The organism is Bradyrhizobium guangdongense (genome assembly GCF_006483445.1).
Classification (GTDB): Bacteria; Pseudomonadota; Alphaproteobacteria; order Rhizobiales; family Xanthobacteraceae; genus Bradyrhizobium; species Bradyrhizobium guangdongense_A.
The window spans coordinates 1-11967 of the sequence record NZ_PPPT01000072.1 but is presented as its reverse complement, the minus strand read 5'-3'; the positions used below and the strand labels follow the sequence as shown (position 1 = coordinate 11967).

At 65.3% G+C, this 11967-nt stretch carries 12 protein-coding genes; 4 read left to right on the top strand and 8 right to left on the bottom strand.

Features of this window, described 5'->3' with window-relative positions; translation table 11 throughout:
- Positions 1-124 precede the first annotated feature (124 nt).
- Positions 125-865, top strand: a complete 741-nt coding sequence (locus C2U70_RS10685; protein ID WP_140977970.1) for a metallophosphoesterase family protein — start codon at positions 125-127, stop codon at positions 863-865.
- 3 nt (positions 866-868) lie between these two features.
- Positions 869-2293 (top strand): bifunctional serine/threonine-protein kinase/universal stress protein, encoded by a 1425-nt coding sequence (locus tag C2U70_RS10680; protein ID WP_140977969.1) that lies wholly within the window; start codon positions 869-871, stop codon positions 2291-2293.
- Between the two features lies 1 nt (position 2294).
- Here C2U70_RS10680 and C2U70_RS10675 read toward each other — a convergent pair whose 3' ends face one another.
- From C2U70_RS10675 to rpe, 4 genes are all read right to left on the bottom strand, one after another.
- Positions 2295-2486, bottom strand: a complete 192-nt coding sequence (locus tag C2U70_RS10675) for a hypothetical protein (RefSeq protein WP_140977968.1) — start codon at positions 2484-2486, stop codon at positions 2295-2297.
- 181 nt (positions 2487-2667) lie between these two features.
- Positions 2668-2814 carry a hypothetical protein gene (locus tag C2U70_RS32950; protein ID WP_186294175.1) on the bottom strand — a complete coding sequence of 49 codons (147 nt, stop codon included), beginning with the start codon at positions 2812-2814 and terminating at the stop codon, positions 2668-2670.
- 133 nt (positions 2815-2947) lie between these two features.
- Positions 2948-3481, bottom strand: a complete 534-nt coding sequence (locus C2U70_RS10665; RefSeq protein WP_140977966.1) for a hypothetical protein — start codon at positions 3479-3481, stop codon at positions 2948-2950.
- Between the two features lie 38 nt (positions 3482-3519).
- On the bottom strand, positions 3520-4221 hold the full coding sequence (rpe, locus tag C2U70_RS10660) for a ribulose-phosphate 3-epimerase (RefSeq protein WP_140977965.1): 702 nt from the start codon (positions 4219-4221) through the stop codon (positions 3520-3522).
- Positions 4222-4470: 249 nt separating this feature from the next.
- Here rpe and C2U70_RS10655 point away from each other — a divergent pair, with 249 nt between their 5' ends.
- Entirely contained in the window at positions 4471-5253 is a 783-nt protein-coding gene (locus C2U70_RS10655; protein WP_140977964.1) for an EF-hand domain-containing protein, read from the top strand.
- Positions 5254-5263: 10 nt separating this feature from the next.
- Here C2U70_RS10655 and C2U70_RS10650 read toward each other — a convergent pair whose 3' ends face one another.
- On the bottom strand, positions 5264-6259 hold the full coding sequence (locus C2U70_RS10650) for a P1 family peptidase (RefSeq protein WP_140977963.1): 996 nt from the start codon (positions 6257-6259) through the stop codon (positions 5264-5266).
- Positions 6260-6334: 75 nt separating this feature from the next.
- Positions 6335-9154: a PAS domain S-box protein gene (locus C2U70_RS10645; protein WP_140977962.1), complete on the bottom strand. Its 2820-nt coding sequence runs from the start codon at positions 9152-9154 to the stop codon at positions 6335-6337.
- A 255-nt stretch (positions 9155-9409) separates the two neighbouring features.
- On the opposite strand from C2U70_RS10645, the gene C2U70_RS10640 reads away from it, so the two are divergent.
- On the top strand, positions 9410-9787 hold the full coding sequence (locus C2U70_RS10640; protein ID WP_140977961.1) for a response regulator: 378 nt from the start codon (positions 9410-9412) through the stop codon (positions 9785-9787).
- A 76-nt stretch (positions 9788-9863) separates the two neighbouring features.
- On the opposite strand, the gene C2U70_RS10635 is transcribed toward C2U70_RS10640, so the two are convergent.
- Entirely contained in the window at positions 9864-10982 is a 1119-nt protein-coding gene (locus tag C2U70_RS10635) for a branched-chain amino acid ABC transporter substrate-binding protein (RefSeq protein WP_140977960.1), read from the bottom strand.
- A gap of 141 nt (positions 10983-11123) precedes the next feature.
- Positions 11124-11855, bottom strand: a complete 732-nt coding sequence (locus C2U70_RS10630) for an ABC transporter ATP-binding protein (RefSeq protein ID WP_140977959.1) — start codon at positions 11853-11855, stop codon at positions 11124-11126.
- Positions 11856-11967 lie beyond the last annotated feature (112 nt).

Here is an 11967-nt window from a genome sequence, read left to right as displayed (position 1 = left end):
AGCCCGGGCATGACGACCAGAGCGAATGGAGCGCACTGGTAAACCAACCCCCACTGTCGCATCTTGTTGACCTTCCTCAAATTGCCTAATCCGCTGAGGAATAAGCTCTTGGGGTGGAGGACGCGTGCGACTGGCCGTTTTTGCCGATATTCATGCCAACCGGCAGGCCTTCGACGCGTGCCTGAAGGCGGCGCGGGTGCGTGGCGCCGAGCGCATCGTGCTGCTCGGCGATTTCGTCGGCTATGGCGCTGATCCGGAATGGGTCGTGGATACCGCGATGGAACTGGTCGGGCAGGGCGCGCTTGCCGTGCGCGGCAACCACGACCAGGCCGTCAACTCCACCGCCGAGACCATGAACGCCGAGGCGCAGATGGCGATCGAATGGACGCGCGGCCGGCTCGGTGCGCCGCAACGCCGCTTTCTGGCCGACCTTCCCTTGACCGTGCAGGACCAGGACCGCCTCTACGTCCACTCGGAAGCTTCCCAGCCGGCGCGCTGGCACTATGTGCGCGCCACCCCCGATGCCGCCCGCAGCATGATCGCAACGCCGGCGCACGTCTCGTTCTGCGGCCACATTCACCGCCCGGCGCTCTACTCGATGTCGGCGACGGCGAAGATGACGAGTTTCGTGCCGAAGACCGACGTGCCGGTGCAGCTCCTGCGGGGACGGCAATGGCTGGCGGTGCTCGGTTCGGTCGGCCAGCCGCGCGACGGCCATCCGTCGGCGTCGTTCGTCATGTTCGACACCGAGAGCTGCGAGATCACCTATTGCCGCGTGCCCTATGACATCGAGACGGCGGCTAACCGCATCCGGGACAACGGCCTGCCGCATTGGCTCGCCGACCGGCTGTCGCAGGGGCGCTGAGCGATGCCGAAACCGCTCGTCAAGGCAGGTGCCGAAATCGACGGCTACACGATCGGCGAATGCGTCCATGCCGGCGGCATGGCGACGCTGTGGACCGTCACCCATCCCGGCATCGACATGCCGCTGCTGATGAAGATCCCGCGGGTCTCCGAGGGCGAGGACCCGGCGGCGATCGTCTCCTTCGAGATGGAGATGATGATCCTGCCGCGGCTTGCAGGCCCTCACGTGCCCGCCTGTTTCGGCACCGGCGACTTTGCCAAGCAGGCCTATGTCGTGATCGAGCGCATTCCCGGCACGACGCTCTACAAGCGACTGCCCGATCTGCCGCTGCCCTATGACGAGGCGCGTACGCTGGTGGCGAAGATCGCAACCGCGCTCGCCGATCTGCACCGGCAGAACGTGATCCATCACGACATCAAGCCGAGCAGCATCATGTTCCGCGACAGCGGCGAGGCCGTGCTGATCGACTACGGCCTGTCGCATCACAACCATCTGCCCGATCTGATGCAGGAGGAGTTCCGCCTGCCTTACGGCACCGCGCCCTATATGGCGCCGGAACGGCTTCTGGGCGTGCGCGACGATCCGCGCAGCGATCTGTTCTCGCTCGGCGTGCTGCTGTATTTTTTCACGACGGGGGAGCGGCCCTTCGGCGAGGGCGAGACGCTGCGCGCGATGCGGCGCCGGCTGTGGCGCGATCCCTATCCGCCGCGGAGCTTGCGTGCCGACTATCCGCCCTGGCTGCAGGAGATTGTGCTGCGGTGCCTGGAGATCGATCCGGTCTGGCGCTATCCGACCGCCTCGCAACTGGCCTTCGACCTGTCCTATCCCGACCAGGTCAAGCTGACGACGCGCTCCGAGCGGCTGAAGCGCGATCCGCTCTCGACGGCGTGGCGGCGGCGCTTCAATCCGACGGTGAAGACGGCGCGTCCAGTGTCCGATGTCGCGGCGCAAATCGCGTCCAGCCCGATCGTCGCCGTGGCGCTCGACACCGCGGAGGGCGCGCCGGAATTGAACGAGGCGCTGCGCGTCACCACCGAGCGGATCCTCACCACCTTGCCGTCGGCGCGGCTCGCCTGTCTCAACGTGCTGAAGCTGAACCGGATCGCGATCGACCGCACGCTGGACGAGGAGGGCTCCAACAAGCATATCGACCGGCTGGTGGCGCTGCGGCACTGGGCGACGCCGCTCAAGCTCGACGACAACCGGCTATCGGCGCATGTGCTGGAGGCGGTGGATCCCGCGGCCGCGATCCTGGAGTTTTGCGAGGTCAATCACGTCGACCACGTCATCATCGGGGCGAGGCAGAGCTCGTTCAGGCGCACGCTGCTCGGCAGCGTCTCGTCGCAGGTGGCGTCGGAGGCATCCTGCACCGTCACCGTGGTGCGGCCGCAGCGGCTTGCCGGGGAAACCGGCGAGGCCGCCGGATAACTCAGACCACGTAGGTGGTGTGGCCCGTGCTCTTGCGGCGGATCGGCCAGGAGAAGTGCGGGCCGGGGTCGCTATGGTCGGAGCTGCCGCCAAAGTACTGGATGATCTCGCGGCAGGGTTCGCAATTGTACAGGTTGCGCGAGGAGGCTGCCTTCGACATTTCGTTCAGGCAGTTCGGGCAGTGCGGTTTCATGAATTGATTCCAGGAAGAGGTATCAAGGACGGCACGTCCTGTGCGTCCAGGGTCTCGGGTCCGACGTCGATGTCGGCGCGCTCGAGGCGACCAAAGAAATAGTTGAGGTCCGGATGCGGGCGCCGCGGGATTCGGCACCGGCGCTTCGGCTGACGCTTCACAATGGTGAGCTGCACGGACGTTACGCCCGATAGCTGCTGAGATAAATCACGCGGGCGGACGAAGAGGCGACCTTGACCGGTCGCGCGATGTAGAGGCAGCGCGCCGCGATCGCTGCATTCAAACCAAGCCACAACGCCACGCCAGTCCAAACCAGGGTCGTCGTCATGATGTGCTCCCGTCCCGGAAGGGATGGGCTCATGTGCAGTGATTTGCGCGAATCAGGGAAGTCCGGAGGAGTACGGATTCGGGTTGTAATTTTAGGCATTGCGCGCTGCAGCACCCGTAAATGCCGCAGTGAACTAACGGCGTGCGCGCTCCAGGATGCCGCGGACATCAGCCGGATCGCGCACGCAGCGAAAGCCGTAGCGGCCGGTGTAGTCGGTATCGGGCGAGCGGGTCGAGACTCCCGAGGCGAAATTCAGGTGTCCCGCGCCGCGGCCGATCTCGAGGATCTCGAACGCCTTGTCCATCGCGGCGAACGACGTGCCGCGGACGGTGCGCCGGCCCCAGGCCGTGCGCAGGATCAGCGCGCGGCGGTCGGTGATCGCAAACAGCGTCTGCATGTCCTGCAGCAGCAGCACGAAGGGCGCCGCGACCATCGCGATCCCGACCATCAGCAGCGGTTTTGCCGACTGCTCGATGAAACCCTGCGCAAAGGCAATGGCCGTGACCAGCAGCCACAGGCCGCCGATCCACCACGAGAAGCGCCACATCATCATGTGCGCGACGCCGTCGGGCTGTCCCTGCCAGATCAGGCGCTCGCCATCCTCGAGGGTTTCGGTGAGCAGGCGGCGCAGGCCGGCCGAAAACGGGTGGCTGCGGAGTTCATCCATGGCCGTTGGTCGGAGCTTCAGCGGAAACGGTTCGGAGCTCAGATCGCCTCGCCGCGCGCGGAAGCTGCCGCATTGCGGATCGCGGCGATGTTGGTCCTGTAGGCCGCCTCGGTGCCGCCCTTGAACACCGCAGTACCCGCGACGAACGCGTTGGCGCCGGCGGCGGCAAGCGCTCCTGCGACATCAGGCCCGACGCCGCCATCGACCTCGATGTCGATCGGCCTCCCTGCGGTCATAGCGCGGAGATCGCGGATCTTGGCCAGCGCCGAGGGGATGAAGGCCTGTCCGCCAAAACCGGGATTGACCGACATGACAAGCACGAGGTCGATGAGGTCGATGACATATTCGATCGCAGAGATCGGCGTGCCCGGATTGAGCGAGACGCCGGCCTTCTTGCCGAGCGCGCGGATCGCCTGCAGCGAGCGGTGCAGATGCGGACCCGCCTCGGCATGCACGGTGATGTGGTCGCAACCCGCTTTCGCGAACGCCTCGAGATAGGGGTCGCAGGGCGCGATCATCAGATGCGCATCGAAGACCTTCTTGCTGTGCGGGCGCATCGCCTTGATGACGTCGGGGCCGTAGGAGATGTTCGGGACAAAGTGCCCGTCCATGACGTCGAGATGCATCCAGTCGGCGCCGGCGGCATCGACGGCGCGCACTTCCTCGCCGAGCTTGGAGAAGTCGGACGCCAGGATCGACGGAGCGATCACCAGGGGGCGGGGCGTGAAGGACTGGGTCATGGCGCTGGTTCCAAAAGGGCCGCGGACGAGCCCCGCCTAACATGGGGGACAGGCCCCGGCAATGCGACCGGCCACGTTCCCTGTGGGCGGAAAATTCTGCCGCGCCCGGCACGAATTGCCCGTGGCGGAGCGACCACGAAAGTGCGGCAGACTCGGAATTCATTGAGGTTTTTGCGCTGGCACGCGGCTTGCTGCCTGTGTGGCGACATTGGCCGCGACCTTGCGCGGCGTTCGTTGGAGTGATCGACAATGTTGTTCGCCCTTGGCGCAGTCTCGACCGCGCTCGATGCATTGCAGACGCTGACGTCGTCGAAGACGTCCTCGACCCAGCAGACAGGCCTGTCGCAGGGCACGAGCAATCCGTTCTCGATCGACGGCTCCAAGGGCTCCACGACGTCTGCGACCTCGTCGACGACGTCAGGCAATTGCGCGCCGATCTCGCCGGAGACGATGAGCGCGCTGATATCGGCGCAAAGCCAGTCCTCGACCAATACGACATCGGTCTCCACGTCGGACGCGACGTCGTCCCAGCCGATGACGAGGGAGGCCGCGCTGAAAGATCTGTTCTCGCAGATCGACGCCAATGGCGACGGCAAGATCGACAAGACGGAATTCGAGGACGCGTTAGGGGCGGGCGGCACCAACCTCGCGAACGCCGACAAGGTCTTTGACAAGCTGGACAGCAATGGTGACGGCACCGTCAGCCTCGATGAAATGGACAAGGCGCTGAAGAGCGGGCACGGTCACCACCACGCCCAGGACGCCAGCGGATCGGGTGACGGCAGCGACAGCTCCGACTCCTCGAAGCCGGGCGGCGGCTCGACCCGGACCACCGTCGTGAACAGCGACGGCTCGACCACCACGACGGTCAAATATGCCGACGGCTTCAAGGTGACCTCGACCGTGCCGGGCGCGCCCAGCGCCTCGGGCGCCGGCAACTCGCCCTACAACTGGTTCCAGCAGATGATGCAGCAGGGCCAGTCGGCTTCGGGATCGACGTCCGCGGCATCTTCGCTGTCGATGAGCGTGTAAGCCAGCACCCCTACTTGAACCGATCCTTCCACGCCGGCTGCGCGCCGGCGAAGGGCAGCGCGGTCGCGTGATAGACGCCGCGGGCGATCGCGCGCGCCACGACATTGGCGGCGATCGTGCCGAGCTCGGTCAGCCCGACCAGCGGCTCGATCGGTTTTGCGCACGTTGCGGCGGCAAACAGCACGTCGCCGTCGGTCGGCGCATGCACCGGATAGATCGCGCGGGCAAAGCCGGTATGCGCGATCATCGCAAACCGCTTGGCTTGCGGCTTCGTCAGCACGGCATCGGTGACGACGACGCCGATCGTGGTGTTTTCGCGTGCGGTCGCGGCCGGCCCGCCCTTGATGCGCATCTTCAGCATGTCGTCCGTGAACTTGTCAGGGAAGCCGCGGCCGCCGAACTCGCCATTCACCTCGAACGGCGCCGCCCAGAACCAGGGACCGTCGCCGACGGTGACGCTGCCGACCGCATTGACGGCGACGATGGCTGCGACCTTGACGCCATCGGGGGTCACCGCCGAGGCCGAGCCGAGCCCGCCCTTGAACGTCGCGGTGGTGGCGCCAAAACCCGCGCCGACGGTGCCGAGCGCAAAATCGTCTCCCGCGGCAACGGCCGCGGCATAGCCGAGATCGCGAAAGGGTGCAAAGCGCCCCCACGCCTTGTTGCCGCCATTGAGGAGATCGAACAGGATCGCGCCCGGCACGATCGGGATCAGCGCCTCGCGGACGCGATGGCCGCGGCCTTGCTCGGCAAGCCAGGCCTGCACGCCGCCGCCGGTCTCGAGCCCGAACGCCGAGCCGCCCGACAGCGCAATGGCATCGATCCGCTCCACCGTGTTGGCGAGGTCGAGCAGCGCGTCCTCGCGCGTGCCCGGCCCGCCGCCGCGCACGTCGATCGCCGCCACCGCCGGCTCGTCGAACACGATGGCGGTGGCGCCCGAGGCGAGGGCGGCATCGTCGGCATGGCCGACACGGACGCCGGCGATATCGGTGAGGAGGTTTTTCAAATGCAGGCTCCGACGAATGACAGCGGATGCACCCAGCGATAGCTTAGCTGCGGCGTGCGCTCAACTGGCAAGCATTTAACTTGCAAGTGCGGTGCGGATCATGCGCGCCAGCTCGGATTTGCGGTAGGGCTTTGCGAGCAGCAGCACGCCGGAGTCCAGCCGGCCGTGATGGACGATGGCATTCTCGGTATAGCCCGACGTGAACAGCGTCTTCAGCGCCGGCCGGCGCCGCACCGCCTCGTCGGCGAGCAGGCGTCCATTCATGACGCCGGGCATGATCACGTCGGTGAAGAGCAGGTCGATGCTGGCGTCGTTGTCGATGATCGCCAGCGCCTCGGCGGCGTTGCCGGCCTCGAGCGTGGTATAGCCGAGGTTCCTGATTTGGGTCACCACATATTGGCGGACCAGTGCGTCGTCCTCGACGACCAGGATCTTCTCGTCGCCGCCTTCGATCGCGCCGACCTGCATCTGCTCGTACTCGGTCTCCTGCACGCCGGTCGAGCGCGGCAGGTAGATCTTGACGCTCGTGCCGTGGCCTTCCTCGCTGTAGATCTTGATGTGTCCGCCGGACTGCTTGACGAAGCCGAACACCATGGAGAGGCCGAGGCCGGTGCCCTTGCCGACCTCCTTGGTGGTGAAGAACGGGTCGAACACCCGCTCGACCAGCGCCGCGGGAATGCCGGTGCCGGTGTCGCTGACCGCGATCATCACGTAATTGCCGACCGTGACGTCGGCGTTCATGGCGGCATAACCCTCGTCGAGGAACACGTTGCGGGTCTCGAGCACCAGCTTGCCGCCCTCGGGCATGGCGTCGCGCCCATTGAGCGCGAGGTTGAGGATCGCGGTCGTGAGCTGGCTCGGGTCGACAAGCGCGGGCCAGGGCTCGTCGGTCAGTTGCGGGGTGATCTGGATCTGCTCGCCGAGGGTCGGATGCAGCAGCTTCGCCGCTTCGACCACCAGCGCGTTGACGTCGATCTCGCGCGGCTGGAGCGGCTGCTTGCGGGCGAAGGCAAGCAGATGCTTGGTGAGCTGTGCGCCGCGATCGGCGGCGTCGTCGATCAGCCGGGTGATCGCGGCGAGATCGGGCTTGTCGGCGACGGCTTCGGCCAAAATCCCGATCGTGCCGGTGATGACGGTCAGCACGTTGTTGAAGTCGTGGGCAACGCCGCCGGTCAACTGGCCGATGGCGTCCATCTTCTGGACCTGACGGAACTGGGCTTCCGCCGCCTGCTTCTCCGTGAGGTCGCGCCCGATGAAGAAGTGGCGTTTCACCGGCTCCGACCACGAGCCGAGCCAGTTCAGGCTCACATCATGTCCATCCTTGTGTGGATAGCGGGCTTCGAAGCTCCGCTTCACGAGGCCGCGGCGCGCCGCGCGCATTTCCTCGCGCGTTCTCTCCAGATCTTCGGGATGAATGAACTCGACGGCGCTGTGGCCGATCATATCCTCCGGCTTGAATCCCAGGATATCTGTCACGCTCGGGCTGACCTGGATGAAGGTGCCGAAACCGTCGGTGACCAGGATCAGGTCCTGCGACGTCTCGAAGATGCGCTGGCGCTCCTCGGTCTCGCGCTGGAGCGCGGTCTGGGTCCGCTTCCGCTCGGTGATGTCGCGGGCGATCTTGGTGGCGCCGATGATCTCGCCATTGGCAGCGTGTAGCGGTGAGACGCTGAGGACGACGTCGAGCTCGCGGCCATCCTTGTGGTGGCGGACGGTCTCCTGCTGCTCCACGCCGATGCCGTTGCGGATGCGCGCCATGATTTCGCTGATCTCGTCGCGCCGCTTCTCCGGCACGATCAGGTCGATATGCTTGCCCACGGCTTCGCCTGCGGCGTAGCCGAACAGGCGTTCGGCGGCGCGATTCCACGACGTGATCGTGCCGTCCAGCGACTTGGTGATGATGGCATCGTTGGAGGATTGCACGACGGCCGTGAACAGCCGCTCGCGCTCGCTGTAATAGTCGCGGTCCGCCGCCGCCCGCTGCCTCAGCATGCCGAGCAGTCCCGCCGTCTGCGCCTGAAGCCCGACATTCTCGACGAGGAGCACGGCGAGCACGAAGTTTGCGGCCAGCAGCCCGTAGATGCGTCCGGCGTAGAAGCCGAGATCGAAGCGCGCGACGTTGACGATCGCCGATAGCGCGATGTCGAACAGCCAGGCGCACATCACGACCATCAGCCAGACGTCGATCACGGAATAGGGCTTGCGGAACCAGAGCGAGATCAGCGCGGCGAAGCTCAGCGACCAGACGAAGGAGACCACGCCGATCATGACCGGCGTATAGCGTCCGTCGCGCAGCAGCACCGGCAGCAGTTCGTGATGCGCGGTCACGAACCAGCCGAACAGGGTCATCAGCGCGATGACGCCGACCACGCTGCCGACGATCGCCTCGCGTGCCGGCCGCCAGAGTTTTGGGCCGCCGTCGACGTCCTTCAGCCAGGCGTAAGCCAGCACGAACAGCGGGAAGCCGCCGTGCCAGATCATGTAGAGCCAGACGGTGGTCTGCGATCCGGCCCCGAGCAGTCCACCCGGTGCATACAATCCGGGGAAGGTGAGGGCGTGGACGATTGCTGCGGCCGCGGTGAAGAGGTAGCCGCTCGACAGCAGCAGCAGCGCGGGGCTGCGCAACACTGCGAACTGCGAAAACAGAAGTACGGCCGTGATGATGTCGCTGACCGCCAGTGCGGACTGATAGCTGGCGACGAACGCCGGGAATGGGGTGAGGGGAACGCCGGCCAGCGGGACCGCGAGCGCGAACAGGATCGATGAGACGCCGACCACGGCCAATGCTGCAGTGCGATCAGTCTGCGAGGCGGGTAACACGGAAAGGAAAGCCGTTCGGTCATTTCCTGCGTGCACGATTATGTCTCGTATCTTCCGCAGACCGCCATTAGGCATCTCCCCGCTTGGTTTCACCCTACCCGGAACCCCCCGGTCGCGGTAGCCCGTTCTGGGCACGCGACTTAAGAGGTGACGCCTACGACTCAACCGAAGGTTACAGCCTAGTTAACTTTTATGACAAGAAGGGGCGGAAGACCGGTAAGATGACTTTTACTGGCCGGGTCAATACTACCCTCCCGCCGCCGCGCGGGACCCCGCTACGGGACGCTGGTTTTTGCTGCATACTAATTTCACGACCCGGGAGTTGTTCCCATGCCCCGCATTCTTGTTGTCGACGACCAGAAGGACGTCCGCGCGATGATATCCATCGTGCTTCGGGTCAATCATTTCGAAGTCGTGGAAGCCGAGAGCGCCGCTGCCGGGCTGAAGGCTTTTGGCGAAGCCGATTTCGACGCAGCGATCGTCGATATTTTCCTGGCCGAGAGCAGCGGCGTCGAGGTCATCGCCGCGATCCGCGAACGTTCCCCGGGGTTCCCGATCGTTGCCGTGTCAGGCATGACCGCGCTCGACTTCATGGACCAGTCACCGGATCTGGAGAACGTGGTCTGCCTGCAAAAGCCGTTTCGGCCGAACGACCTCCTCCAGGCGCTGAAATCGGCGCAGTCGTCCAAGTTCCAGGCGGTGGTCTGATCCCCAAACGAAAACGCCCCGGCGAACCGGGGCGTCTGTCGCGATGGCGAGAGCCGGTGGGTCTTAGGAACCCTTGTTAAGAACCCTTGGCGCCGAGCTCGGCGTAGTTGCCCTTGGCGTCCCACTTGTAGACGACGTAGTCGATCTGCTTGATGTCGCCCTTGGCGTCATACTCGATCGGGCCGAGGACGGTGTCCCACTTGCCGGCCTTCATGGTCTCCATGACCTTCTTGGCGTCGGTGGTGCCGGCCTTCTTGACCGCCTGCGACCACACCTGCATCGCGGCGTAGGTGTAGAGGGTGTAGCCCTCGGGGTCGATGTTCTTGGCCTTGAAGGCCTCGACGATCTTCTTCGCGGTCGGCTTGTTGCGCGGGTCCGGGCCGAAGGTGAACAGGGTGCCTTCGCCGGCGGGGCCGGTGATCGAGGCGTACTCCTTGTCGGCGAGCGCGTCGCCCGACATCAGCACGGTCTTGAGGCCCTGGTCGCGCATCTGGCGCAGGATCAGGCCGGCTTCCTGATGGTAGCCGCCGACATAGACGAGGTCGATATTGTCCTTCTTCAGGCGCGAGACGATCGCGTTGAAGTCCTTGTCGCCCTTGTTGTAGCTCTCGTTGAGCTTCTCGGTGATGCCCGCCTTGTTGAGCGCCTTCTTGGTCTCGTCGGCAAGTCCCTTGCCGTAGGTGGACTTGTCGTTGAGGATCGCGATGTTCTTGCCCTTGAAGTTCTTGGCAATGTACTGGGCGGCGATCAGGCCCTGCTGGTCGTCGCGGCCGCAGACGCGCGCCACGTTCCACAGCTTGCGCTCGGTGAACAGCGGGTTGGTGGAGGCCGGCGTGATCTGGAGGACGTTACCGTCGGCATAGGCTTCCGAGGCCGGGATCGACGACGACGAGCAGAAATGACCCGCGACGAACGGGATCTTGGCGCCGGCGATCTTCTCTGCCACCGAACGGGCCTGCTTGGGATCGCAAGCGTCGTCGTTGACACTGAGCGCGAGCTTCTTGCCGGCGACGCCGCCGGCGGCGTTGAGATCGGCAACGGCCATTTCGGCGCCGTTCTTCATCTGGCGGCCGAAGGCGGATTCGCCGCCCGTCATCGGGCCTGCAACTGCGATCGTGATGTCCTGCGCGAATGCCGCGCTCGACAGTGCAATTGACGCGCCGAATGCCAGACCGATGAGCTTCAGTGATTTCATGAGATACCTCGCGGGTGGTCGTCTGTGGGAATTGCCGGGAAGGCCCCGGTCCAAACCGGCGCCATTCTTGATTGAATCTTCGGAGAAGTCACCGGCAAAATACGGGCATTGAGGAAGATATCTCGCCGCATACCGCCTACCTTAATGCCGGCCGCCTTCCAGGTAGGCGGCGCGAATCTCGGGGCGCTGCAGCAACTCGGTGCCGGTGCCGGCCAGCGTAATCAGGCCGTTGACCATGACATAGCCGCGATGGGCGAGCTTGAGCGCATGGTTGGCGTTCTGCTCGACGATCAGCACGGTCAGCCCGTCCTGCCGGTTCAGGGTCCGGATCGCATCGAAAATCTGCCGTGCGATCAGGGGCGCGAGCCCCAGCGACGGCTCGTCGAGCAACAAGAGGCGCGGCCGGCTCATCAGCGCGCGTCCGATCGCCAGCATCTGCTGCTCGCCGCCGGACAGGGTTCCGCCGCGCTGGGTCATGCGCTCCTTGAGCCGGGGAAACAGTGCGAAAACCCGTTCCTGCGTGCTCTCGCGCTCGGCTTCGGTGCAGTCGGTGGCGTCCGCGCCCATCTGGAGGTTTTCCGCGACGCTCATGCGCGGGAAGATGCGGCGGCCTTCCGGCGATTGCGCGATGCGCAAATGCGCGATCTGGTGGGTCGGGACATCGGTGATGTCCTTGCCTTCGTAGAGGATCCGGCCGGCGCGGGCGCGCGGCTTGCCGAAGATCGTCATCATCAGCGTCGACTTGCCCGCGCCATTGGCGCCGATCAGGGCGACGATCTCGCCGGAATTGATCTCGATATCGACGCCCTTGAGCGCCTCGATCTTGCCATAGGCCGCCCGCAGGCCCCGGATCGCGAGCAGGGGCTCGGTCATGCGTTGCTCCCGTCGGGCGAGCTGCTGCTTCTTTTCCCTCCGCCTGAAAGGGGGAAGCGCGCATTCACCCCTGGAGAAATTCCACTGAAACGTTTCCACACCGTCATGGCCG

What these genes read in the sequence shown, in the direction of transcription:
- C2U70_RS10680 (WP_140977969.1), top strand. Translation starts at nt 869, where the DNA reads ATGCCGAAACCGCTCGTCAAGGCAGGTGCCGAAATCGACGGCTACACG.
- C2U70_RS10675 (WP_140977968.1), bottom strand. Translation starts at nt 2,486, where the DNA reads ATGAAACCGCACTGCCCGAACTGCCTGAACGAAATGTCGAAGGCAGCC.
- C2U70_RS32950 (WP_186294175.1), bottom strand. Translation starts at nt 2,814, where the DNA reads ATGACGACGACCCTGGTTTGGACTGGCGTGGCGTTGTGGCTTGGTTTG.
- C2U70_RS10665 (WP_140977966.1), bottom strand. Translation starts at nt 3,481, where the DNA reads ATGGATGAACTCCGCAGCCACCCGTTTTCGGCCGGCCTGCGCCGCCTG.
- rpe (WP_140977965.1), bottom strand. Translation starts at nt 4,221, where the DNA reads ATGACCCAGTCCTTCACGCCCCGCCCCCTGGTGATCGCTCCGTCGATC.
- C2U70_RS10655 (WP_140977964.1), top strand. Translation starts at nt 4,471, where the DNA reads ATGTTGTTCGCCCTTGGCGCAGTCTCGACCGCGCTCGATGCATTGCAG.
- C2U70_RS10645 (WP_140977962.1), bottom strand. Translation starts at nt 9,154, where the DNA reads ATGCCTAATGGCGGTCTGCGGAAGATACGAGACATAATCGTGCACGCA.
- C2U70_RS10640 (WP_140977961.1), top strand. Translation starts at nt 9,410, where the DNA reads ATGCCCCGCATTCTTGTTGTCGACGACCAGAAGGACGTCCGCGCGATG.
- C2U70_RS10635 (WP_140977960.1), bottom strand. Translation starts at nt 10,982, where the DNA reads ATGAAATCACTGAAGCTCATCGGTCTGGCATTCGGCGCGTCAATTGCA.
- C2U70_RS10630 (WP_140977959.1), bottom strand. Translation starts at nt 11,855, where the DNA reads ATGACCGAGCCCCTGCTCGCGATCCGGGGCCTGCGGGCGGCCTATGGC.